This is a genomic window from Pseudarthrobacter defluvii (genome assembly GCF_030323865.1).
GTDB classification, from domain to species: Bacteria; Actinomycetota; Actinomycetes; order Actinomycetales; family Micrococcaceae; genus Arthrobacter; species Arthrobacter sedimenti.
This window is the reverse complement of the sequence record NZ_CP066362.1, coordinates 1186934-1209721: the sequence shown is the minus strand read 5'-3', so window position 1 is coordinate 1209721 and position 22788 is coordinate 1186934. Positions and strand designations below refer to the sequence as shown.

19 protein-coding genes and 1 pseudogene are annotated in these 22788 nt (G+C 65.5%); 6 read left to right on the top strand and 14 right to left on the bottom strand.

Annotation, left to right across the window (positions count from 1 at the left end):
• Nucleotides 1-5: 5 nt before the first annotated feature.
• The 9 genes and pseudogenes from JCQ34_RS05650 to JCQ34_RS05610 form a co-directional block, all read right to left on the bottom strand.
• Nucleotides 6-1331, bottom strand: a complete 1326-nt coding sequence (locus JCQ34_RS05650; protein ID WP_286402773.1) for an ABC transporter permease — start codon at nucleotides 1329-1331, stop codon at nucleotides 6-8.
• Complete coding sequence (locus tag JCQ34_RS05645; protein WP_286402770.1) at nucleotides 1328-2761, bottom strand: ABC transporter permease; 1434 nt, start codon at nucleotides 2759-2761, stop codon at nucleotides 1328-1330. The genes JCQ34_RS05650 and JCQ34_RS05645 overlap by 4 nt, the downstream gene beginning before the upstream one ends.
• Nucleotides 2754-4340, bottom strand: a complete 1587-nt coding sequence (locus JCQ34_RS05640) for an ABC transporter ATP-binding protein (protein ID WP_286402769.1) — start codon at nucleotides 4338-4340, stop codon at nucleotides 2754-2756. The genes JCQ34_RS05645 and JCQ34_RS05640 overlap by 8 nt, the downstream gene beginning before the upstream one ends.
• A 180-nt stretch (nucleotides 4341-4520) precedes the next feature.
• The gene (locus tag JCQ34_RS05635; RefSeq protein ID WP_434738933.1) at nucleotides 4521-5630 is read right to left on the bottom strand and encodes a BMP family lipoprotein; all 1110 of its coding nucleotides are present in this window, start codon (nucleotides 5628-5630) and stop codon (nucleotides 4521-4523) included.
• A 256-nt stretch (nucleotides 5631-5886) separates the two neighbouring features.
• A pseudogene (locus JCQ34_RS05630) lies at nucleotides 5887-6902 on the bottom strand (NADP-dependent oxidoreductase).
• Nucleotides 6899-7330: an organic hydroperoxide resistance protein gene (locus tag JCQ34_RS05625; RefSeq protein WP_286402767.1), complete on the bottom strand. Its 432-nt coding sequence runs from the start codon at nucleotides 7328-7330 to the stop codon at nucleotides 6899-6901. The pseudogene JCQ34_RS05630 and the gene JCQ34_RS05625 overlap by 4 nt, the downstream one beginning before the upstream one ends.
• Before the next feature lie 59 nt (nucleotides 7331-7389).
• The gene (locus JCQ34_RS05620; RefSeq protein WP_286402765.1) at nucleotides 7390-7824 is read right to left on the bottom strand and encodes a MarR family winged helix-turn-helix transcriptional regulator; all 435 of its coding nucleotides are present in this window, start codon (nucleotides 7822-7824) and stop codon (nucleotides 7390-7392) included.
• A gap of 130 nt (nucleotides 7825-7954) precedes the next feature.
• Nucleotides 7955-9172 carry an amidohydrolase gene (locus JCQ34_RS05615; RefSeq protein WP_286402763.1) on the bottom strand — a complete coding sequence of 406 codons (1218 nt, stop codon included), beginning with the start codon at nucleotides 9170-9172 and terminating at the stop codon, nucleotides 7955-7957.
• 100 nt (nucleotides 9173-9272) lie between these two features.
• Nucleotides 9273-10406, bottom strand: a complete 1134-nt coding sequence (locus JCQ34_RS05610; protein ID WP_286402762.1) for a mannose-1-phosphate guanylyltransferase — start codon at nucleotides 10404-10406, stop codon at nucleotides 9273-9275.
• Between the two features lie 287 nt (nucleotides 10407-10693).
• Here JCQ34_RS05610 and sdhC point away from each other — a divergent pair, with 287 nt between their 5' ends.
• The 5 genes from sdhC to JCQ34_RS05585 all read left to right on the top strand — a co-directional run bounded on the left by sdhC (nucleotide 10694) and on the right by JCQ34_RS05585 (nucleotide 15180).
• The gene (gene sdhC, locus JCQ34_RS05605; protein WP_081620212.1) at nucleotides 10694-11074 is read left to right on the top strand and encodes a succinate dehydrogenase, cytochrome b556 subunit; all 381 of its coding nucleotides are present in this window, start codon (nucleotides 10694-10696) and stop codon (nucleotides 11072-11074) included.
• A gap of 3 nt (nucleotides 11075-11077) precedes the next feature.
• A complete protein-coding gene (locus tag JCQ34_RS05600; RefSeq protein ID WP_142130710.1) occupies nucleotides 11078-11539 on the top strand; it encodes a succinate dehydrogenase hydrophobic membrane anchor subunit in 462 nt (153 codons plus the stop codon).
• 108 nt (nucleotides 11540-11647) lie between these two features.
• Complete coding sequence (gene sdhA, locus JCQ34_RS05595) at nucleotides 11648-13447, top strand: succinate dehydrogenase flavoprotein subunit (RefSeq protein WP_286402757.1); 1800 nt, start codon at nucleotides 11648-11650, stop codon at nucleotides 13445-13447.
• A gap of 1 nt (nucleotide 13448) precedes the next feature.
• Nucleotides 13449-14231 (top strand): succinate dehydrogenase iron-sulfur subunit, encoded by a 783-nt coding sequence (locus JCQ34_RS05590; protein WP_142130712.1) that lies wholly within the window; start codon nucleotides 13449-13451, stop codon nucleotides 14229-14231.
• Between the two features lie 175 nt (nucleotides 14232-14406).
• Nucleotides 14407-15180: an alpha/beta hydrolase gene (locus tag JCQ34_RS05585; protein ID WP_286402755.1), complete on the top strand. Its 774-nt coding sequence runs from the start codon at nucleotides 14407-14409 to the stop codon at nucleotides 15178-15180.
• A gap of 31 nt (nucleotides 15181-15211) precedes the next feature.
• Here the strand turns inward: JCQ34_RS05585 and JCQ34_RS05580 are convergent, their stop codons facing one another.
• Nucleotides 15212-16513 carry an ABC transporter substrate-binding protein gene (locus JCQ34_RS05580; protein WP_286402753.1) on the bottom strand — a complete coding sequence of 434 codons (1302 nt, stop codon included), beginning with the start codon at nucleotides 16511-16513 and terminating at the stop codon, nucleotides 15212-15214.
• Between the two features lie 305 nt (nucleotides 16514-16818).
• Here JCQ34_RS05580 and JCQ34_RS05575 point away from each other — a divergent pair, with 305 nt between their 5' ends.
• Nucleotides 16819-19107, top strand: coding sequence for a hypothetical protein (locus JCQ34_RS05575; RefSeq protein ID WP_286402751.1), 2289 nt, complete (start codon nucleotides 16819-16821; stop codon nucleotides 19105-19107).
• A 44-nt stretch (nucleotides 19108-19151) separates the two neighbouring features.
• On the opposite strand, the gene JCQ34_RS05570 is transcribed toward JCQ34_RS05575, so the two are convergent.
• From JCQ34_RS05570 to JCQ34_RS05555, 4 genes are read right to left on the bottom strand one after another with little or no spacing between them, the layout of a single operon-like run.
• Nucleotides 19152-20126: a YihY/virulence factor BrkB family protein gene (locus tag JCQ34_RS05570; RefSeq protein WP_286404315.1), complete on the bottom strand. Its 975-nt coding sequence runs from the start codon at nucleotides 20124-20126 to the stop codon at nucleotides 19152-19154.
• 58 nt (nucleotides 20127-20184) lie between these two features.
• Nucleotides 20185-20886: a 2'-5' RNA ligase family protein gene (locus JCQ34_RS05565; RefSeq protein ID WP_286402749.1), complete on the bottom strand. Its 702-nt coding sequence runs from the start codon at nucleotides 20884-20886 to the stop codon at nucleotides 20185-20187.
• Between the two features lie 4 nt (nucleotides 20887-20890).
• Nucleotides 20891-21934 (bottom strand): tryptophan--tRNA ligase, encoded by a 1044-nt coding sequence (gene trpS / locus JCQ34_RS05560; RefSeq protein ID WP_286402748.1) that lies wholly within the window; start codon nucleotides 21932-21934, stop codon nucleotides 20891-20893.
• Between the two features lie 16 nt (nucleotides 21935-21950).
• The gene (locus JCQ34_RS05555; protein WP_286402747.1) at nucleotides 21951-22784 is read right to left on the bottom strand and encodes an exodeoxyribonuclease III; all 834 of its coding nucleotides are present in this window, start codon (nucleotides 22782-22784) and stop codon (nucleotides 21951-21953) included.
• Nucleotides 22785-22788: the final 4 nt, after the last annotated feature.

The following is a 22788-nucleotide window of genomic DNA, read 5'->3' as shown; positions in this document are numbered from 1 at the left end:
GGCGGTCATCCCTTGACGTAAGGGATGCCGCTGGCGGCCGGCCCCCTGGATTTGCCCACCAGGCCGGCGACGGCGAGCACGGTGACCAGGTAGGGCAGCATGGCCATGAACTGGCTGGGCACGGGGGTTCCGATGATGGTGACGATGCTCTGCAGGTTGTCGGCAAAGCCGAACAGGAGTGCCGCAAAGAAGGCACCCACCGGGTTCCAGCGTCCGAAGATCAGGGCGGCCAGGGCAATGAAGCCGCGCCCCCCGGAGATTTCCTTGGTGAAGCTGTCGATGGCAACAAGGGTGAAGAACGAGCCACCGATGCCGGCCACAGCACCGCCCAGGGTGACGTTCCAGAACCGGGTGGCGTTGACGTTGATGCCCAAGGTGTCCGCCGCCTGGGGGTGCTCCCCCACCGCGCGAACACGCAGGCCCCACCTGGTCTTGAACAGGCCCACCCAGACCACCGCGACGGCCACGTACATGAGGTACCCCACCAGCGACTGCCGGAACAGGATGGGCCCGATGATCGGGATGCTGGAGAGGACCGGGATGTCGATGACGTCCAGGCCGGGAGGTGAGTTGAACTGGGCCTTGTTGGCCTGCATCACGGTGCTGAAGAGGAAGCCGGTCACGCCGGAGACCAGCACGTTCAGGACGACGCCGACGATGATCTGGTTGACCAGGTACTTGATGCTGAACAGCGCCAGGACCATGGACACCACTGCACCGGCGATGGCGGCCGCCAACAACCCGACCAAAGCACTCTTGGTCATGCTGGCAACGATGGCCGCGGTGAACGCCCCGCCCAGGAGTTGCCCTTCGATGGCGATGTTCACCACTCCTACGCGCTCACACAGGACACCGGAGAGCGAACCGAACACGAGCGGAACGGCGAGCGTCACGGATCCGGCGATGAGGCCCGCCAGCGAGATGGTGGGGGTGCGGGCCCCGCCCACCACCCAAATGAGGAACGCAGCCACGAAGATCACGATGAACGTGACGGGCAGCCAGCCGGGGGCTGGCTGGTTCCTGGTCTTCAAATAGAGGGCGTAGCCCGCCAGGCCCACGAGAAGCACCGACAGTACGATGCCACCGGCGAAGGCGTTGATTTCCAGAGCCGGTAGCTGAAAGAAATCACCGCCGGTTGAGATGCCGAAGCTTGCCGTCTGGTGGGGTGCCAGGAGTCCGAAGAACACCAGGGAGATCAACGCGAACACGGTGAGCAGGACGGGCGTTTTCCAGCTGACTGGTTTGGCGGCGGGCGTTCCGGAAGGGGCGTCTGCTTTGGGGCCGCGGGGCTGGGGGTTGCCGGGCCTGGACGACGAAACTGTTGTGCTCATGCGGCACCTCCGGTTGTGGCTGCCTGCCCGGACTTGGCTGCGCGCGCGGGCTTCCTGCGCCGGGGGTTCAGGCCGAAGACGGCCCGGACCAGCGGCGGTGCGGCGATGAAAAGGACAATCAGGGACTGGACCACCAGGACGATGTCGATGGGGGTGCCGGTCTGGATCTGCATCTGGACCGCCCCGGCGCGGAAGGCGCCGAACAGCAGGCCGGCAGCGAACGTGCCCCACGGCGTCGAACGTCCCAGCAGGGCAACCGTGATGGCGTCAAAGCCGTACGTGGCGGCCACGCCGTCGGTGAGCACCTTTTCGGTGCCGGCAACCTGCGCCACGCCGGACATGCCGGCGAGGCCGCCTGCGATGGCCATGACCAGGATGGTGGACCGGGAGACGTTGATGCCCGCGGTCTGCGCGGCGTTCGGGTTGGCGCCCACGGCCCGGAACTCGAAGCCCACCGTGGACCGGTTCAGAAGCCACCACACCAGGACGGTGGCGGCGATCGCCAGGAGGAAGCCAAGGTGCAGCCGATACTGGCTGCCCAGGATCTGCGGGTACACCGCGCTGGGGTCCAGGATGGGCGAGATGGGGTTTGACTCCCCCGGCCGCTGGAACGCCGGCGTGTTCAACAGGTAGCGCAGGAAGTAAAGCGCTATGTAGTTGAACATGATGGTCAGGATGACTTCGTGGGCTCCGGTCCGGGCTTTGAGCAGGCCGGCGAGGCCGCCCCAGAGGGCGCCGCCGACGATGCCGGCCACGAGCACCAGCAGCAGGTGCAGGCCGATCGGCAGGTGCAGTGCAAAGCCCACCCAGGCCGCCAGGATGCCTGCCACAATGATCTGGCCCTGCGCACCGATGTTGAACAGGCCCGCCCGGAAGGCCAGCGCCACGCCCAGGCCGGCAGTGATCAGCGGCGTGGCGATGGTGAGGGTCTCCATGAACGGGGCAAACTGCGCGGCCAGGCCGTTGCCCCGGGGGTTGAACACCGAGCCTTGGAACAGCGCGATGTAGGAGCGGGTGGCGGCGTTCCATACCGCCGTCAGCATGTCCGTGGGCCTGGCGAAGAAGTAGCCGGACGCGGTGGCCACCTGCTTGTCCGTGCTGGCGATGAGCAGGCCGCCGATGATCAGCGCCAGCAGCACCGCCAGGACCGAGACCATGCCGCTCCCGGTGAAGATCCGGCGCAGCACGGTATCGGAGCCACCCGGCAACCGTCCGCTTTGGGCCGTGGCCGGAACCGCCGAGGGCTGCATGGCGCCGCCGGCGGTGTCGACCGCCACCACCGTTGCGCTTTCCTCCGAAGCGGGCGCCGCGGCACCCTTCGGGGTGTCGGCTGCGTGCCGGTGCTTGTCAGCCCCAAGGCTTTCTTCAGCGGGCTGGTTTTCGGCGTGCTGGTTCTCTTGGGCATGCTTGGGGGAAGGCTGGTCAGGCATGGTCGGCTCCCTCGGCGTTGGAGGTGGCGGCCGGTATGCCGGCCTGCGGGGCGTGTGCGTGCCCATTGGGCGCGTGTTCTTCGGGCGGGATGCCTGCCATCATGAGGCCCAGGACGTCCCGGCCGGTCCCTGCAGGGACGGTGCCCACCAGCTTGCCCTTGTAGAGCACTGCGATGCGGTCAGCCAGTTCCATGACTTCGTCCAGCTCGGTGGAAATGATCATCACCGGGGTCCCCTGGTCACGCTCGGCGACGATCCGCCGGTGCAGGAATTCGATGGACCCTACGTCCACGCCGCGGGTGGGTTGGGAGGCGATGAACAGCCGCAGCGGGCGGGACAGTTCGCGGGCCATGACGAGTTTTTGCTGGTTGCCGCCGGACAGCGTTCCGGCGGCGGATGCGGCCGAGGGCGTGCGCACGTCGAATTCACCGATGCGGGCCTTGGCGTTTTCCATGATTTTCGCCGGGCTCATGCTGATGCCCTTGGCGAACGGCGGCTTGTCGTAAAGGTCAAGGATCAGGTTTTCAGCCACGGAGAAAGTGCCTACCAGCCCGTCCACTGTGCGGTCTTCCGGAACAAAGCCGACCCCCGCGTCCAGGACCTCCTTGACGGACCGGCCCACCAGTTCCTTGCCGTCCAGGACGATGGAGCCGGTAACCCGTTCCTGCAGGCCCAGGATGGCTTCGGTGAGTTCAGTCTGGCCGTTGCCCTGCACGCCGGCAATGGCCAAAATCTCACCCCGTTTGATGTGGAAGCTGAGGTGGTCCACCACGTGCTGGCCGTTGGGTGCGACGACGGTGAGGTCGCTGACTTCGAACGTGGTTTCCCTGGGCTGGGCGGGCGCCTTCTCCAGGTTCAGGCTGACAGCCCGGCCCACCATCATCGAAGCAAGCTCGGTGGTGGAAGCGGCAGGATCGGCGGTGCCTACCACCTTTCCCCGCCGGATGACGGTGATGGTGTCCGAGACTTCCTTGACCTCGCGCAGCTTGTGCGAGATGAAGACGATGGAGGTGCCGCGCGACTTGAGCTGGCGCATGATGTCCAGGAGTTCATCGGTCTCCTGGGGTGTCAGCACGGCAGTGGGTTCGTCGAGGATGAGGACCTTGGCGTTGCGCACCAGGGCCTTGATGATTTCGACCCGTTGCTGCACGCCCACCGGGAGGTCCTCCACCAGGGCGTCCGGGTCCACGTCGAAGCCGTACTGGTCCGAGATTTCCTTGATGCGCTGCCTGGTCTGGTCCAGGTTGAGGAAGCCTGCGGCTTTGGTGGGTTCGGCGCCCAGTGCAACGTTCTCCGCCACGGTGAACACCGGCACCAGCATGAAGTGCTGGTGCACCATGCCGATTCCCGCGGCCATGGCGTCGCCCGGGCCGCGGAAGCTGACGGGCTTGTCATCGACGAGGATTTCGCCTTCGGTGGGCTCGTAGAGCCCGTAGAGCACGTTCATTAGGGTGGACTTGCCCGCCCCGTTTTCTCCAAGGAGGCAGTGGATCTGTCCCGGCTCAACCACCACGTCGATGTGGTCGTTGGCCAGCAGCGTGCCAAAGCGTTTAGTGATCCCTCGAAGCTCAAGTTTCAAAACTCTGACCAATCTCGAAGCGCCCGGTGATCAGACCGGGCGGGATATGTGGCTGCAGCACCAGCCTAGTGGCTGCAGTCCCGGGAGGAGCCGGCCGTGCGCGGTAAACGTTCGGCCAGCAAAAAGCGCCACCGCCCGGCCAGTGGGTGACGGGCCGGCGGCGGCGCTTCCTGTGGTGGATCAGGCCTTGGGGCTTGCTGCGGACTCAACCTTCAGCTTGCCGTCCACAATGTCCTTCTTGATCTTCTCGAGGTCGGACTTCAGCTCGGCCGGGACCTGGGAGTCGAGGTCGTGGAAGGGTGCCAGCTGTACGCCGTCGTTGGCAAGGGTGCCCACGTACGGGGTGTTGTTGAACTTGCCGTCCTTGTCCTCGGTGACCACGGTTTCCACGGCCTCGCCCATCTGCTTCATGACGGAGGAGAGCATGATGCCCTTGTAGTCAGGGGCGGTGAGGTAGCCGTCGGAGTCAACCCAGATGAGCTTGACGTCCTTGCCGGCGGCCTTGGCCTCGTTGAGCGCGGCTCCGGCGCCCTTGCCCACGGGACCGGCCACGGGCATGACGATGTCCGCGCCCTGGTCCAGGAAGTTCTTGGTCAGCTGCTTGCCAACGTCCTGCTTTTCGAAGTCGCCGGTGAAGCTGCCGTCCTGGGAGTCCTTGTTCCAGCCGAGGAGCTTGACGTTCTTGCCCTTCTGCTGGTTGTAGTACTTCACGCCGTCCGCGTAGCCGTCCATGAAGATGGTCACGGTGGGGATCTTGATGCCGCCGAAGGTGGCCACGGTGCCGGTCTTGGTGGTTCCTGCGGCGAGGTAGCCGGCCAGGAAGGCGGCCTGGGCGGTGTCGTAGATGATGGGCTTGACGTTGCTGATGGGCTGGTCGTAACCGAAGTCGATGATGGCGAAGTGCTTGTCCGGGTTGGCGGTGGCCTGGGCCTTGGTGGCGTCGCCGAGCAGGAAGCCCACGGTGATGGTCAGGTTGCAGCCGGCCGTGACCATGGCCCGGAGGTTGGGTTCGAAGTCGTTGTTGGTCTTGGACTCGATCTGGTTGACCTTGATGCCAAGGTCTTTCTCCGTCTTCTTCAGGCCCTCGTAGGAGGACTGGTTGAAGGACTGGTCGTCGAATCCACCGGAGTCCGACACAATGCAGCCGGTGTAGTCGCTGGCCCCTGCTGACGGGGAGCTTCCGGCTTCGGGGGCGGCACCGCAGGCGGTGAGCACGAGTGCGGACGCACCGAGGGTGGCCACACCTGCCATTGAACCGCGCTTGAAGACGGCACGGAGTGATTTCTTCAATTTTCCTCCAGGGATGATGCGAGTGGCGCTACGGGCTGGAATTCAATGAGTGTCCGTTTCGGCGCTGAAATTCTGTTTTCACTGAAGGCACGCAGCACTGCGCCGGAGCGCACTGATGGCACTAACTTTAGTGGCCTGCGCCACGTCCCCATAGCACGCCGGGAGCCCATCCGGAGGATTGTTTACAAGTTGTTACCAAGCAGTAGGGGCACCGCAAAAGCGCGGTGCCCCTACTGATGGCGGGTGGGTACGGCGGTTACAGCCGGACCAGCATCTTCCCGGTGTTTGCGCCATCCAGGAGATCCATGAACGCCTGCGGCGCGTTCTCGAGTCCGTCAACGATTGTCTCGTCATAGCGCACGGTACCGTCGGCCAGCCAGCCGGCCATCTTCTCCGCGAACTCTGCCGCGTGCTGCCGCTGGCCGCCCACCAGGAAGCCGCGCAGGGTGAGCTGCTTGCCGATCGCCTGCATCAGGTTGTTCGGTGCCGGTGTGGGCTCCGTGGAGTTGTACTGTGCAATGGCGCCGCACATGGCCACGCGGCCGCCCACGTTGAGGACCGCCAGGGCAGCCTCCAGGTGTTCGCCGCCAACGTTGTCGAAGTAGACATCGATTCCGGCCGGGCCCGCTGCCTTCTCCAACTGCTCCACTACGGGACCGTCGTGGTAGTCGAACGCGGCATCGAATCCGAGTTCCAGGAGGGCGCCACCTTGGCAGGTGAGCCTGCGGAGCCGATGACCCGCGAGGCGCCCATGGCTTTGGCGATCTGGCCCACCAGGGAGCCCACCGCGCCGGCGGCACCCGAGACGAAGACGGCGTCCCCGGGCTTAAACTCCGCAACTTTGAGCAGGCCGGTGTATGCAGTGAGCCCGGTCATGCCCAAGGCGCCGAGGAAAGCGGACGCCGGCGCCAGGTCGGTGCGGGCCGGGGTGGCAGCGCTGCCATCCACCACGGCGTACTCGCGCCAGCCAAGGGAATGGACGACGACGTCGCCCTCCTTGTGTGCCGACGAACGGGACGCGACCACCTCACCCACAGCGCCGCCGTCGAGCGCCTTGCCGACGGCGAACGGTGCGGAGTAGGACTTGACGTCATTCATCCGGCCGCGCATGTAGGGGTCCACGGACATGAAGAGGTTATGCACCAGGATCTGGCCGTCTTCGAGGGCGGGCAGCGGTGACTCTGCCAGTTCGAAGTTGCCATTGGTGGGACGGCCCACGGGGCGGGAAGCGAGCCGGATCTCACGGGTGGTGGTTGCCAGGGCTGTGCTCATGCTGCGTACTCCAGAATCTTGAGGTCAACGGTAATGTTGCCGCGGGTGGCGTTCGAATAGGGGCAGACCTGGTGGGCCTTGGCCACCAGGTCCTCTGCGGTGGCGAGATCCAAAGCAGGGAGGGCAATTTCAAGCTCGGCGGCCAGCCCGAAGCCTGCCCCACCGTCCAGCTGCCCCAGGTGGACCTTCGCTGCCACCGCCGAGTCGGTCAGGTCTGCGCCTGCCTTGCGGCCAACCAGCCGCAGCGCGGAATGGAAGCAGGCGGCGTAGCCGGCGGCGAAGAGCTGCTCCGGGTTGGTGCCCTGGCCGTTGCCGCCCAGTTCGACCGGACTGGCGAGGTCAACTGCCAGCCTGCCGTCGTTGCTGCGCGCGGTACCATCGCGCCCTTCGCCGGAGGCAAGCGCCTCGGCGGTGTAGAGAGTCTTCACGAAAGATGTCCGTCCTGTTGGTGGGATGGTGCGGGATTCAGCGCCGGGGGTTACAGCGACTAAAGCGATTGATGCAGCGCGGCTGTGAGCTTGCCCAGGGTGGCCCGCAGTTGTTCGAGTTCGTCCAGGGACAACCCGGCGGCGTCTGCCAGCCGCTGCGGGATGGCACTGGCCGGCCCGCTGAGGCTTCGCCCGGCCGGAGTCAGGTGGATCGCGACGCGGCGCTCATCTTGGCCGGACCGCCGGCGCTCCACGAGCCCGAGTGCTTCCAGGCGCTTGAGGAGCGGGGACAGGGTGCCTGAGTCCAGTCCGAGTTCCCCGCCGAGTTCCTTCACGCCGCGCGGCTCGCTTTCCCACAGCACCAGCATCACCAGGTACTGCGGGTAGGTGAGCCCCAGTTCGTCGAGGATGGGCCGGTAGACCGCCGTTGCGGCCCGGGAGGCTGAGTAGAGCGCAAAACATACTTGCCGGTCCAGGCGGGGCGCTTCGGTCATACCTCAACGGTAGCGTACAACTAAATTGTGCACAACTTATCGAGCGCACGGCACCAGGGCTTGAACCTTCGTCGTGCCGTCCCGACGGCGGGCCGCCCCTTGGTGGCGGGCCCGCCCAGAAGTGGCGGGGCTACGGGATGGAGGGCTGCTCCAGGTCCCGGATGGTCCGCAGGGCGGCCGCGGTCAGCACCCGGATGCCCAGGCCCAGGGAGCGCTCGTCCAGGATGTAGTCGCCGCGGTGCAGGTCGTAGTCCTCGCCGCCGGGGGTCTTGGTGCCAAGGCGCATCATCGCCCCGGGAAGCTCGGCCAGGAACCACGCAAAGTCCTCACCGCCCATGGACTGCGGGGTGAGCACCACTGCGCTTTCGCCGATTTCGGCGCGTGCAGCAGCCTCGATCAGGGCTGTCTCATGCTCGGAGTTCACCACCGGCGGCACTCCCCTGGTGTGCTCCAGGTGCACGTCCACCCCGTAGGGCGCGGCCACCTGGTGCACCACCTCGTCCAGGAGTTCGCCCGCGGCATGCCAGGCTTCCCGGTCCAGGCAGCGCATGGTGCCCGCCATGTAGCCGGTGCCCGGAATGGCGTTGGGTGCCGAGCCCGCGGTGATCTGCCCCCACACCACGGACACGCCGCTGCGGACGTCCACGCGGCGCGACAGCACAGCGGGGACATTGACCGCAATCTGGGCCAGGGCGAACACCAGGTCCTCGGTGAGGTGCGGTCGTGACGTGTGGCCGCCGCGGCCGGAGAGCTCAATCCGGATGGTGTCAGAGGCAGACGTGATGGCGCCGATCCGGGTTCCCACCTTGCCCACTTCGATCCGGGGATCGCAGTGCAGCGCCAGAATCCGCGGAACGCCCTCCAGGACGCCCTGCTCGATGCACGAGTGCGCGCCGCCGGGCATGGTCTCTTCGGCAGGCTGGAAAATGATCCGGACGGTGGCGCCGAGGGGTGTTTCCTGATGCATCCGGTTCAGGACCAGGGCAATGCCCAGCATGGTGGTGGTGTGCACGTCATGGCCGCAGGCGTGCGTGACGCCGTGGTTCTTGGACGCGAACGGCAGGCCGGTCTCTTCGATGATGGGCAGGGCGTCGATGTCACCGCGCAGCGCGGTGGCGATGGGGCCTTCACCCACGTCCACAGTGAGCCCCGTGCCCTCCAGGCGGCGCGGGCTCAGGCCGGCGGCTTCGAGCCGCTCGGCCAGCTTGTCGGTGGTGCGGAACTCCTTGAAGGACAGTTCCGGGTGCGCATGGAGGTCCCGGCGGAATTCGATCAGTTCCGGCAGGAGCGGTTCGAGCCACGGAGCCACCAGGGCGGTGGGCTCGGCTTCGGTAGTGTAATTGCGCACTGCTTCACTCTAGCGAGGGTGTGGGGTTTGGCACCCATTCACTGACGCCGCATTACGTCCGGAACCTGCCGGCACCCCGGGGCGCCGGCAGGTGTACCGGCTACAGGACGTCCGTGTCCCCGCTTGCCTTGAGGGCGTCCACGGCGGCCTTTACACGCTGCGAGTTGGCCATGGTGGTCACCAGCAGGGCGTCGGGCGTATCCACGATGACAACGTCCTGGATGCCGATCAGGGCGATGACGCGCTTGGTATCGGTGACCACCACGCCGCTTGAGTTCTCGGTGAACACGCGGGCACCTTCGCCAAGGACGGTCACGTCGTCCACTTCCTTGGCGCTGTTCAGCCGGCCCACGGAGGCGAAGTCGCCAACGTCGTCCCAGCGGAAGGTACCGGGCACGACGGCGACGTCACCGGCTTCGGCGGCGGGCTCGGCCACTGCGTAGTCGATGGCAATTTTCGGCAGGGTGGGCCAGTTGCGCGCGGTGACCTCGTCCCGCTGCGGGGTGTCCCAGGCACGGGCGATTTCCTGCAGGCCCTGGAACAGCTCCGGCTGGTTGGCTTCGAGGTGCTTGAGCATCAGGGACACGGGCGCCACGAACATGCCGGCGTTCCATACGTAGTCGCCGCTGTCGACGTACTGCTGGGCCACCACTTCGTCCGGCTTCTCGACGAACTCCACCACGTCATGGGCGCTGGGAGCACCTTCGATGTTCAGCGCCTTGCCGGAGCGGATGTAGCCGAAGCCCGTGGACGGGTGGGTGGGCTTGATGCCGATGGTCACGATCTTGCCGGCGGCGGCCGTGTGGATCGCCTCGCGGACGGCCTGCTGGAACAGGTGGTCCGGGCTGATCACTTGGTCGGCGGCGAAGGAACCCATGATGGTGTCGGGATCGCGTTCATGCAGGATTGCCGCCGCGAGGCCGATCGCCGCGCCCGAGTCCTTGGGTTCAGACTCAAGGACGAGGTCGGCGTCGTGGACTTCCGGAAGCTGCCGGCACACGGCTTCACGGTGGGCCTGGCCGGTGACCACCAGCATCCGGTTGCCCGCCAGTGGCTGCAGCCGGTCATAGGTGGCGCGCAGCAAGGTGCTGCCCGATCCGGTGAGATCGTGAAGGAACTTGGGAGCTGCTGCTCGTGACAGGGGCCAGAGGCGGGTCCCCACTCCGCCTGCCGGAATCACCGCAATGAAGCGGTCAAGGGGTGAAGCCGGGCTTGTCACTTTGTCTGTACTCATCACGGCTACTTTAGCCGAAGGGCCGCATCCGGCTCCTGCGGCTGCGCAATGGTCCCGCATTTTGCGGCACTCCCCCGCCCGCCGCTTCCCAAAAAGCCCGCAACCATGTGGCGTTGGTCTCATTTCACCCGAAAATCCGCACCAGCACTGGGCACCAATAAACGCCTAAATTGAATAAGCTGTTAGCGGAGCCTAGATTTAGGCCTGAGCTACGAGTGCTCTCACAGCAGGCGTTCCCCCCGCATGGATCTCATGCCAGCGCCGCTGTGTTGCAGGGAGGTTTATCAGTGCCGACAAAACCAGCTGGCACCTTGTACCGCGGCCGTGAAGGCATGTGGTCCTGGGTAGGACACCGCATTACCGGTGTAGTGATCTTTTTCTTCTTGTTGGTCCACGTCCTGGACACCTCCTTGGTGCGTGTGTCACCGGAGGCCTACACCGCCGTGATCGGCGCCTACAAGAACCCCCTGATGGCGCTGGGCGAGACCGGCCTCGTTGCCGCCATCGTCTTCCACGCCTTCAACGGCCTGCGCATCATTGCGGTCGACTTCTGGAAGAAGGGCGCCAAGTACCAGCGGCAGATGCTGTGGGCAGTGCTGGCCCTCTGGGTCGTGACCATGGTCGCCTTCTCCATCCGCCACCTGTCCCTCGCCCTCGGAGGTCACTAAGCCATGACTGCAACCATCGAGAGCCCCCGCAGCGGGCGGATCGCCCCCCAGTACCGTCGCAGCGGCGGCTCCAAGGGCAACTTCGAGATGATCGCCTGGCTGTTCATGCGCCTTTCCGGCGTGGTGCTGGTGGTCCTCATCTTCGGCCACCTGTTCGTGAACCTCATGGTGGGTGAAGGCATCCACGCCATCGACTTCGGCTTCGTTGCCGGCAAGTGGGCGGACCCGTTCTGGCAGTTCTGGGACCTGGCCATGCTGTGGCTGGCCATGCTGCACGGCACCAACGGCGTGCGCACCATCATCAACGACTACGCCGAGAAGACCTCCACCCGCCGCTGGCTGAAGACCGTGCTTTACGCGGCAGCCGTGGTCATCATCCTCCTGGGCACCCTGGTGATCTTCACGTTCAACCCGTGCCCCGTGGTGAACGGCGTTGCCCTTCCGGGCGGTTTCTGCCCTGCCTAGCACAGGCACAACCCCGGGCCCGCGGGCTTTCCCGCGGGCCCTGTTTTGCGGAGCAGGCAAAGCCGCCCCGTTGTTTCATAGCGAATTTTGAGAGAAAGAGCGTCTGGTATGCAGGTCCATAAGTACGACGTCGTCATCGTCGGTGCCGGTGGCGCTGGCATGCGCGCCGCGATCGAATCCGGTCAGCGCGCGCGCACAGCAGTACTGACCAAGCTCTACCCCACCCGCTCGCACACGGGTGCGGCACAGGGTGGCATGTGTGCTGCCCTTGCCAACGTCGAGGAAGACAACTGGGAATGGCACACCTTCGACACCGTCAAGGGCGGCGACTACCTGGTTGACCAGGACGCAGCCGAGGTCATGGCCAAGGAAGCCATCGACGCCGTGCTGGACCTGGAAAAGATGGGCCTGCCCTTCAACCGCACGCCCGAGGGCCGGATCGACCAGCGGCGCTTCGGCGGCCACACCCGCGACCACGGCAAGGCACCGGTCCGCCGTGCATGCTACGCCGCGGACCGCACCGGCCACATGATCCTGCAGACCCTGTACCAAAACTGCGTCAAGCACAACGTTGAGTTCTACAACGAGTACTACGTCCTGGACCTGCTGACCGTTGAAGAGGACGCTGTCCGCGAAGACGGCACGCCCTTCAAGCAGAAGCGTGTTGCCGGCGTCGTCTCCTACGACCTCGCGTCCGGTGAACTGCACGTCTTCCAGGCCAAGTCCGTGGTGTTCGCCTCCGGCGGCGCGGGCAAGGTCTTCAAGACCACCTCCAACGCCCACACCCTGACCGGTGACGGCATGGGCATCGCCTTCCGTCGCGGCATCCCGCTGGAGGACATGGAGTTCTTCCAGTTCCACCCGACAGGCCTTGCCGGCCTGGGCATCCTGCTCTCCGAAGCCGCCCGCGGTGAAGGTGCCATCCTCCGCAACTCGGAGGGTGAGCGCTTCATGGAGCGCTACGCCCCCACCATCAAGGACCTGGCGCCGCGTGACATCGTTGCCCGCTCCATGGCCAACGAGGTGCGCGAAGGCCGCGGCTGCGGCCCGAACAAGGACTACGTCCTCCTGGACCTGACCCACCTGGAGCCGGCACACATCGATGCCAAGCTTCCGGACATCACCGAGTTCGCCCGCACCTACCTGGGCGTGGAACCGTACACGGAGCCGGTGCCGGTGTTCCCCACCGCGCACTACGCCATGGGCGGCATCCCCACCAACATCCAGACCGAGGTCCTGCAGGACAACGACACCGTGATTCCCGGCCTTTACGCCGCCGGTGAAGTGGCCTGCGTTTCCGTCCACGGCTCCAACCGACTGGGCACCAACTCGCTGCTGGACATCAACGTGTTTGGCAAGCGCGCCGGCATCGCCGCTGCCGAGTACGCCAAGACCGCACAGTTCGTGGAACTGCCGGAGAACCCGCTGGCCTACACCACCGAACTGCTGGACGTTGCCCGCAACGGCACCGGCGACGAAAAGGTGGCGCAGATCCGCAAGGAACTGCAGGACACGATGGATGCCAACATGCAGGTGTTCCGCACCGCGGACACCCTGAACCAGGTGCTGCGCGACATCGCATCCTTCGAGGAGCGGTACAAGCGCATCAACGTCCAGGACAAGGGCAAGCGCTTCAACCTGGACCTGCTCGAGGCCGTTGAGCTCGGCTTCCTGCTGGAACTGGCCAAGGTCATGACCGTGGCCGCCCTGCACCGCGAGGAATCCCGCGGCGGACACTTCCGCGAGGACTTCCCCGAGCGTGACGACGAGAAATTCATGAAGCACTCCATGGCGTACAAGGATGACCATGCGCCGGCTGACGGATCGGCGGAATCAATCGCCGGCATCCGCCTCGCCACCAAGCCGGTTGTCTTTACCCGCTACGAGCCGATGGTGAGGAAGTACTAAGATGACCGCTGAAATCGCTGAGCCAGCCTCAAAGGTTGAACTTCCTGCCGGCGTTGGCGGGGGCGGGGAAATCCCCACGTTCGACGTCCACATGCGCGTGCGCCGGTACAACCCGGAGGTTTCCGAGGAAGCCACCTGGGATGACTTCCACCTGACGATGTACGGCACGGACCGTGTCCTTGACGCCCTGCACAAGGTGAAGTGGGAGATGGACGGCACCCTGTCCTTCCGCCGCTCCTGCGCCCACGGCGTGTGCGGCTCGGATGCCATGCGCATCAACGGCCGCAACCGCCTTGCCTGCAAGACGCTGCTGAAGGACCTCGACACGTCCAAGCCCATCACGGTGGAGCCCATCAAGGGCCTGCCGGTGGAGAAGGACCTCATCGTGGACATGGAGCCCTTCTTCCAGTCGTACCGCGAAGTCATGCCCTTCCTGATCAACAAGGGCCACGAGCCCACCCGGGAACGCCTGCAGTCCGCCGAGGACCGTGAGCGCTTTGACGACACCACCAAGTGCATCCTGTGCGCCGCGTGCACGTCCTCCTGCCCCGTGTTCTGGACCGACGGTCAGTACTTCGGGCCGGCCGCGATCGTCAATGCGCACCGCTTCATCTTCGATTCCCGCGATGATGCCGGCGATATGCGCCTGGAGATCCTCAACGACAAGGAAGGCGTGTGGCGCTGCCGCACCACCTTCAACTGCTCCGAGGCGTGCCCCCGCGGCATCCAGGTCACCCAGGCCATCGCGGAGGTCAAGCAGGCCATCCTGGCCCGCCGGATCTAAGTTCGTTCACCAACAGCTATAACGGCCGACGGCGTCGCTCACCACGTGTGGTGGCGGCGCCGTCGTCGTTCCACCCCCCAAGCAGCCCGGATGCTCCATCAGCTTTGGTCCCTAAGCCGGGGGTTTAGGGACCACTAGTGATAGAGCGAGCTGTCCCCCGTAGAAAGGGTCACCTTTGTCCCGCTCCGAAAAAGTCACCTTTGCCGGTTCCACAGGCGAACTGCTGTCCGGCATCATCGACGTCCCGGAAGGTCCCGTCAAGGGCTGGGGCGTCTTCTCGCATGGGTTCACCCTGGGCAAGGACAGCCCCTCCGCGGCGCGCATGTGCAAGGCGCTGGCGGACAGCGGCATCGGGATGCTGCGCTTCGACAACCTGGGCCTGGGCGGCTCCGCCGGTGAATGGTCAGCAGGTTCCTTCAGCCACAAGGTAGCCGACACGGTGAAGGCGGCAGAGTTCATGCGCAGCGAGGGGAAGGAGATTTCCCTGCTGGTGGGACACTCGTTTGGCGGTGCAGCAGTGCTTGCTGCGGCGCGGGACATTCCGGAACTCGACGCCGTTGCCACAGTGGGTGCGCCCTTCTCCCCCAAGCACGTGGCACACGTCTTCGATGCTGCATTGGACAGGATCCTCAGCGAGGGCAGCGCCGAGGTGGACCTCGGCGGCAAGCGGGTGGAAATCCGACGGCACTTCGTGGAGGATCTCGAAAATGCGGACCTGACGGACTGCATCAAGCAGCTGCACAAGCCCCTGATGGTGCTGCACTCCCCCACCGACAACACGGTGGGGATCGAGAACGCCAGCACCATCTTCCAGACCGCCAGGCACCCGCGGAATTTTGTGTCCCTTGAGGGCAGCGACCACCTGCTGACGGGGAAGGGCCAGGCTGCCCGTGCTGCGCGCATCATCGCAGCGTGGGCCGACCAGTACCTCGACGCCGGGTCAGCCTGAGCGGGCCCTTCCCCGGCAACCCGGCCCGCAGCTACTTGCCGATTGCAGCTTTGCTCTCACTGAGCCACTGTTCGGCGGCTTTTTCCGGCGTTAGCCGCTTGAACAGGACGTCGGTGTTGATCCGGGCGGTAATCTCCGAAACGGCGGTGGAACCGGTGGGGCCGATGTACGTTGGGGCGAAGTCCATCTTTCCGATCTGGTTGATGTAATCCGCTTCCACCTTGCCCTGCGGGGTCAGCAGGTCCTGGATGGCGGCGCGCATTTCGGAGTTGCCGGGAATGCCCCTGTCACTCTGGATGATCTTGGCCGCCGCCTGGTTGTTGACCAGGAAGTTCACTAGCTTGGCGGCGGCGTCCGTGTGTTTGCTGCGGGCGGAGATGGTGTAGAACTGCGAGGACTGGAGCCAGATGCCCGGGGTGGGTTTTTCGCCGGGAAGCTTCAGGAGTTTCAGGTCCCCGCCCGAGGCCTTGCTGAGAGCGGTCAATGAGTTGCTCCAGGTGAGCATCATCCCGGCCTTGCCCATGCCCATCAGGGTCTGCTCAGTGCTGACGTTGAGCTTTTCGACCGTTTCCGACGCGCTTGGAGCCGCACCGGATTCGCTGAGCTTCAATGAGTAGTCAAAGTAGTCCTGCACCGTCTGCTTGCCCAGCCCGAGTTGACCGTCCTGGGTGTAAAGCGATTCTCCGCGCTGCCGGGCGAAGGCATCCAAGGAGTCATGGGTGAGGACGGTCGCAGTGCCATAGGTCCCCTTGGGGCTCTTGGCGGTAATGTCGCGGGCGATCCTGGCGAAGTCATCCCAGCTCCAGGTGCTGTCATCAGGCATGGGGACGCCCGCCGCCGTGAAGACCGCGGGGTTGACCACGATGGCCAGGGCGTTGGCCCCCGTGGAGACTCCGTACTGCTTTCCCTTGACCTGGCCGTTCTCCAACGCACCCTGGTCGATCTTGGTCAAGTCCAGGGAGCCCTGCACCTTGCCCAGGTCCAGCAGCGCCCCGCGGTTGGCGTACTCCGCGGGGTAAGCACCGCCCATGGTGATGACGTCCGGGGCGTCGTTGGCCGCCATCTGCGTGGCGAGCTTGTCGAAGTAACCGCTGATGTCGCCGTATTCCGGCTTGACCTTGATGTTGGGGTTGGCGGCCTCGAATTCAGCAATGGCCTTATTGGTCAGGTCGGCCCGGCCGGCATTGCCCCACCAGGAGAACCGGATTTCCACCGGCCCGTCCTCGGCTTTATTGGACGTTGGGCTGGAACAGCCGGCGGTCACGGCCAAAAGGGCCGCGGCCGTGAGGACGGCGAGGGATTTACGGACTTTTCCGGCGGTGGGGCGCGTCATTGGGCGGGCTTCTTCCGTGATGAGGGGAGTCGAGGCGAGCGGGAAAGCGATTTCGTGAAACGTATCAACGACCAGCAATTTCCGTCAACAACTTCCAGGCTCGATTTCCGTACCCGCGTCGACCGAAACTTTTCGGTGCGGGGCTTGGGAGGAGAAGTCTTGACAGCGAGATGGAACCCACCAAAAATGGAAGCGCCGGAAACCGCTTTCTCACCTCCTTCTGTCGCCTGGGGAGGACAGTCAAGCGTGCGCTGCGGGAATTCCGCGGCAGTTGTTCCGCCAACATCGTCAGGAGGGCGTGCACAGTGCACAGCCATAGCAGCACCGTACGCCAGCAAGCCACGAGCCCCGGACACGGCCGGTCAGGGCCCATCGACAGGAAGGCCCTGGTCCAGCGCCACAACGTCCAGCAGCGGAAGCTTGATCCGCGCAGCCCTGTATCCGTAGGCAACGGCGAGTTCGCTTTCACCATGGACCTCACGGGGCTGCAGACGCTGCCGGCAGAGTACCCGGCAGGGCCGCGCGAGGAGGCACTCCCGCCCGGAACCCTGCTGGGGACGCAGTCCAATTGGGGCTGGCACTCCGCGCCGGGCGGAGAAGGCTACACGCTGGCAGGTTCCACCGTCCGTTACGATTCACCGCGCGGTCCGGTGCCCTACGTGGACATGGTGGGAGACATTGTCAATGACCGTGAGACAGGCACCTCGGCAGCCGAATCATGGCTGCGGGCCAATCCGCACCGCCTGGACCTGGCACGCATCGGCTTCCAGCTGCTGCAGGACGGCACCAGCCGGCCTATCTGCGGCGACGAGCTCTCCGGCACCAGCCAGACACTGGATCTTTGGACGGGCATCGTCACCAGCACCTTTACCATTGCCGGCCACCAAGCCACGGTCACAACAGCCTGCCATCCGCACCGCGACGAACTCGGCATTCGCGTGGAGTCACCTGCGCTCGGCGACGGCCTGGTCATCGCCCTCGACTTCCCGTACGGTTCCGAGGCGTGGCACAACGCCGCGGAGTGGAGCCGGCCGGACGCCCACACCACGACACTCAACGGGCCCCAGCCTGCAGGGCTTCATCCGGGCGCCACGAGCTGGACGGTGGACCGCGAACTCGACAACGCGCACTACTACGTAGTGGTCACCGGGCAGGGCCTGGTGGTGGAGCAGTCGGGACCGCACCAAGTACGCCTACGCGGGGACGTTCTCCGGCGCGAGGATGTCATCGACCTGTCCATCGAATTCATTTCCGCCGGGGACGGGGACTGCATCCCCCGGGGCGCGGCAGGCCTTTCCCGCCCGGCAGGCAAGGCGGGCGCGGGCACCCAGAGCGGTGCCGCCGTCGCGCCTTCCCTTGGGGAGCCGCCGCTTCCCGGGGGAGCCCAGCCCGGCAGCAACGTTGCCGCCGCCTCAATGGAGCGCTGGCCCAGGTTTTGGCAGTCGGGCGGCGCTATCGAGCTGGCCGCCACGCCGGATCACCGGGCCAGGGAGTTGGAGCGCCGGATTGTCCTTTCGCAGTACCTGACGGCCGCCAACTGCTCCGGATCGCTGCCACCGCAGGAAACGGGCCTGGTGTGCAACTCGTGGCGCGGCCGGTTCCACCTGGAGATGCACTGGTGGCATGCCGCCCATTTTGCGCACTGGAACCGTACGGAGCTCCTCCTCCCCTCCCTGCGCTGGTACTCCACGGTGTTGGAGACGTCATGTGACACGGCACGGGCGCAGGGGTTCGACGGCGCCCGCTGGCCAAAGCAGGTGGGTCCGGACGGAAGGGAGAGCCCCAGCCCCATCGGGACGTTCCTGATCTGGCAGCAGCCGCATCCCATCCACCTGGCGGAGCTGGTGTACCGGGCCAACCCCAGCCGCGAGGTGTTGGACGAGTTCGCGGATATTGTGTTCGAGTCCGCGGCGTTCATGGCCGCTTTCGCCCACGCCACGCCGCGCGGTTTCGAACTTGGTCCGCCGCTCATTCCCGCGCAGGAGAGCTACGGGTCCATGCGGGCAAAGGTCACCAACCCAACGTTCGAACTTGCCTACTGGCAGTGGGGCCTGCGCACCGCCGCCGCCTGGCGGGAACGGCTGGGCCTTGAGCCGGTTCAGGCCTGGCAGGAGGTGGCCGACGGGCTGGTGCGCCCGCGCGTGCGCAACGGTATCTATGCGGCAATGGACGTGGACCCGTTCACCATCCGGACCGACCATCCCTCCATGCTTTGCGCCCTCGGAGTCCTCCCGCTGACGGACCTGATTGATGAAGACATCATGCGGGCCACCCTGAAGGACGTGATGGCCGACTGGGACTGGAACACCACTTGGGGCTGGGACTACCCGGTAATGGCCATGACCGCCGCCCGGCTCGGTGACCCCGAGTCCGCCGTGGACGCGCTCCTGCAGGAGGCCGGCAAGAACACTGTCCTGCCGAACGGGCACAACCGCCAGACAGACTCCTTGCCGCTGTACCTGCCAGGCAACGGCGGGCTGCTTGCCGCAGCCGCACTGATGGCCGCGGGCTGGGACCACGGCCCGGACCGCCATGCTCCCGGTTTCCCGTCCGGCTGGACCGTGAAGTGGGAAGGGCTGGTGCCCGCGCCCTGACCGCCCCGTGCAGGCGAATGCGGCACGTCACCGCCGAGGCAGCGTCAGGTCTGCGGCGTGGCGCGCTTTGCACCGAGGATGGTCTTGCTGCGGGGAGTGCCGTCGGAGTCCAGGTCCGCCTCGCGGACGGCGGCCCACCCCGCCGAGACGAGGTAGACCTGGCTGACCAGGTTGAACCAGATCAAAAGCCCGATGATGACGGCAAACGAGGCCAGGAGGGGGTTGCGGCCGGCACCGCCCAACAGCTCAGTGCTGAAGATCTGCAGGATGGTGGTGCCCAGGGCCGCGAGGATGGTGCTTTCAAGCAAAGCCCGCCGGGACAGCTTCAGGCCTGCGGCCAGCCGGAACATGATCAGCGCCGTGACCCAGTTGAGGACCAGCGGCACAATGATCTTCACGGACGTGGTGAGGGGCCCGGCCAAGGCGTCAGCGAGGTGCAGGAAGTTGGAAACCCACCCGGCTGCCGTGCCGAAGACCAGCGAAGCGGCCGCGCTGATCACCAGGGACAGGCCCAGCAGCAGCAGGATTCCGGCGTCGCGCAGCTTCAGCAGGATGGGATTGACCATCAGCGGCGGCAGCTGCAGTACGCCCCGGAGGCCGTCGCGCATACCGTTGATCCAGCCGAGCGAAGTGACCACGGTGACCACGGCGCTGATTACTGCAGTCCAACCCAGGCCGCTGGGATCCAGCAGGTCCTTGGGGTCCACAAGGCCCTGGCCGCCGTTGATTTTGAGGAGGCCGGGGGCGCTGGCGGCCACGCTGCTGACGATGGTGTCGAGCAGGGCCGGTTGGCCGCTCAGCACCAGGCCGGCAATGGAAAAGCCGGTGGCCAGCAGGCCGGTGATGGAGAAAAACATGTTGAAGCCGATGCCGGCACTCATCAACGGCCCGTAATGGAGGGTGTAATGGCGGAAGGCCCTCATGGGCCGCAGGACGTTCAGGCGGGCGGTGAACCACTGCCCCAGGACCATCAGCGCTGCGAACTTCCCTCCGGACTTGCGAGCCCGGTTCCACTCCATCCGTTTTTCGATGACCGCCAGCTTCAACCGGTCAAGCTCGGTAGGCAGCGGCTGCTGGTTATTCTGCTTCGGTGGGGGCGTCCGCGGCAGCATCCGGAAGGCCGGTGCTGCCGTGGTTGTCAGTTTCGGTCCCAAAGTCCAGCTCTTCCCGTAGCTGCCAGATGCCGTCGGCATCATGCTCATAGAGTCCCATGCTAACCACGGGGAAGGTGGCCCTGTAGTTCTTCAGCACCGTTTCGGCCTCATCCAGGCTTTCCGGGGCGACGTCGTGGGCGATGGTGACGTGGGGATGGTAGGCAAAAGGCAGTTCGCGATGGAGCGGGCCCTGCTGAAGCTTGCGGTGCAGGTCCACGCAGTCATCGAACCCGTCCTCAACGTTGATGAAGACGACGGGCGAAACGGGCCGGAAGGTTCCCGTCCCGGCGATGGTGACCTTGAACGGACTCTGGCGCCGGGCAACCTCACGGACATGCCGGCGCGTGGCTTCCCAGTCCCGCGTGGGGGTGGTGGTGACCAGGGTGATGTGCGCCGGCACCACATCGGCCATGGGGTCACCGAAGGACGCGCGCCAGCGCTGCAGTTCCCCTGCTATCTCAGCCGGGAACCCCAGGATGACGCCCACGCTGACTTCTTCACTCCGTGCTTCATGCTCCGCAGCCGCATTCCTGCTGGATTGGTCTCCGAACCGGTCGGCCAGGGACTGCTCCACCTGTCCGGCGGCGCAGGCACCTCCCCTGGCGGTGACGTTTCTCGAAGACATGGTGCTAGCGGACTCCTGCGAGGCTGAGGGACGGCAGGAAGCCCATGCGCTGATACACCTGGCCCAGCGTGACCGAGGCGATCTCCCTGGCCCGTTCCGCACCAAGGGCCAGCAGCCGGTCGAGTTCCGCGGGGTCGGCCATCAGCTCGTTGGTCCGGTTGCGGAGCGGGGTGATGAAGTCCACCACCACCTCGGCGAGGTCCACTTTGAGGTGGCCGTACATCTTCCCCTGGTACTCGGCTTCGAGGTCCGCCACGGACTTGCCCGTCAGGGACGAGTAGATGGTCAGCAGGTTGGACACCCCGGGCTTCTCCTCTGGATCGAAGCGGATGTCCGTTCCGGCATCGGTCACAGCCGACTTGATGCGCTTGGCCGCAATCTTGGGATCCTCCAGCAGCTGGATGGCGCCGTTGGGAGACTCCCCCGTCTTGGACATCTTCGCGCTGGGATTCTGCAGATCGTAGATCTTGGCGCTTTCCTTGACGATCGTGGCCTCGGGAACCGTAAAGGTGTGGCCAAACCGGGTGTTGAACCGCTGCGCCAGGTTGCGGGTCAGTTCAAGGTGCTGGCGCTGGTCCTCCCCCACCGGCACCAGATCGCTCTGGTACAGCAGGATGTCCGCGGCCATCAGCGTGGGGTAGGCGAACAGGCCCAGGGTGGCGGAGTCTGCCCCGGACTTCTGGGTTTTGTCCTTGAACTGCGTCATCCGGGAGGCTTCGCCGAAGCCGGTGATGCAGTTCAGCGCCCAGGCAAGCTGTGCGTGCTCGGGGACGTGGGACTGGACGAAGAAGATGCTCTTGTCCGGGTCGATTCCGGCGGCAATGTACTGGGCCGCCACGATGCGGGTGCGCTTTGCCAGTTCGGCGGGGTCGAAGTCCACCGTGATGGCGTGCAGGTCCGGGATGAAGAAGACGGCGTCGTACTCCGCCTGCATGTCCACCCAGTTGCGCACGGCTCCGATGTAGTTGCCCAGGTGCAGGGAATCGGCGGTGGGCTTGGCGCCGGAAAGAATGCGCTTCTTGGCGGTGGAGGAAGTCTGGGTGGTCATGGAAAAACTTTCGGGCTTAGAGCTGGTAGTCCACTACCAGCGGGGCGTGGTCGGAGAAGCGGGTGTCCCAGGTGGCTGCACGGTCCACAACTGCCGAAATGGCGGACGCGGCCAGTTCGGGGGTGGCCATGTGGTAGTCGATGCGCCAGCCGGTGTCATTGTCGAACGCCTTGCCGCGCCAGGACCACCACGTGTATGGTCCGTCGACGTCGCCGGCCAGGTTCCGGTGGACGTCATGCCAGCCGATCTCCTCGCCAAAGAAGCGGTCGAAGTAGGCGCGTTCCTCCGGCAGGTGCCCGGCCTTCTTGAGGTTGCCCTTGGAGTTGCGGATGTCCCGGGGCGTGTGGGCAACGTTGAGGTCCCCCACCACCAGGGCGTGGTCGCTGTGCTTGGTCAGCTCCGGAAGCCGGGTGTGCATGGCGTCCAGGAAGCGGTACTTGTCATCCTGCTTGGGAGTCCCCACTTCACCTGAGTGCACGTAGGCGCTGGCCACGGTGAGCTGGACGGGGTTTCCCGCAGCGTCAGGGACGCGGAAATCGGCTTCCACCCAGCGTCCTGCGGTGGCGAAGTAGTCGTCACCGATGCCGTTCCTGGTGCCCAGCGGTTCCTGGCGGGACGCAATAGCGACGCCGGCACGGCCTTTCGCTTCAGCCTCGGCGTGCAGGATATGCCAGCCATCCCCCAGCAACTCCCTGACGATGGCGTCAGGGGCGCGCACTTCCTGCAGGCAAAGGATGTCCACTTCGCGCGGCTCCAGCCACGTCGCCATACCGTTTTTGTAGGCAGCCCGGAGGCCGTTGACGTTCAGGGATGCGATGCGGAGGTGGTCCTTGTTCAATGCCGAGCTCACCCGC

Excerpts from the sequence above, each read along its gene's own strand:
- JCQ34_RS05650 (WP_286402773.1), bottom strand. The coding sequence starts at position 1,331 with ATGAGCACAACAGTTTCGTCGTCCAGGCCCGGCAACCCCCAGCCCCGC.
- JCQ34_RS05645 (WP_286402770.1), bottom strand. The coding sequence starts at position 2,761 with ATGCCTGACCAGCCTTCCCCCAAGCATGCCCAAGAGAACCAGCACGCC.
- JCQ34_RS05620 (WP_286402765.1), bottom strand. The coding sequence starts at position 7,824 with ATGACCGAAGCGCCCCGCCTGGACCGGCAAGTATGTTTTGCGCTCTAC.
- JCQ34_RS05610 (WP_286402762.1), bottom strand. The coding sequence starts at position 10,406 with ATGAGTACAGACAAAGTGACAAGCCCGGCTTCACCCCTTGACCGCTTC.
- JCQ34_RS05600 (WP_142130710.1), top strand. The coding sequence starts at position 11,078 with ATGACTGCAACCATCGAGAGCCCCCGCAGCGGGCGGATCGCCCCCCAG.
- sdhA (WP_286402757.1), top strand. The coding sequence starts at position 11,648 with ATGCAGGTCCATAAGTACGACGTCGTCATCGTCGGTGCCGGTGGCGCT.
- JCQ34_RS05590 (WP_142130712.1), top strand. The coding sequence starts at position 13,449 with ATGACCGCTGAAATCGCTGAGCCAGCCTCAAAGGTTGAACTTCCTGCC.
- JCQ34_RS05580 (WP_286402753.1), bottom strand. The coding sequence starts at position 16,513 with ATGACGCGCCCCACCGCCGGAAAAGTCCGTAAATCCCTCGCCGTCCTC.
- JCQ34_RS05570 (WP_286404315.1), bottom strand. The coding sequence starts at position 20,126 with ATGGAGTGGAACCGGGCTCGCAAGTCCGGAGGGAAGTTCGCAGCGCTG.
- JCQ34_RS05565 (WP_286402749.1), bottom strand. The coding sequence starts at position 20,886 with ATGTCTTCGAGAAACGTCACCGCCAGGGGAGGTGCCTGCGCCGCCGGA.
- trpS (WP_286402748.1), bottom strand. The coding sequence starts at position 21,934 with ATGACCACCCAGACTTCCTCCACCGCCAAGAAGCGCATTCTTTCCGGC.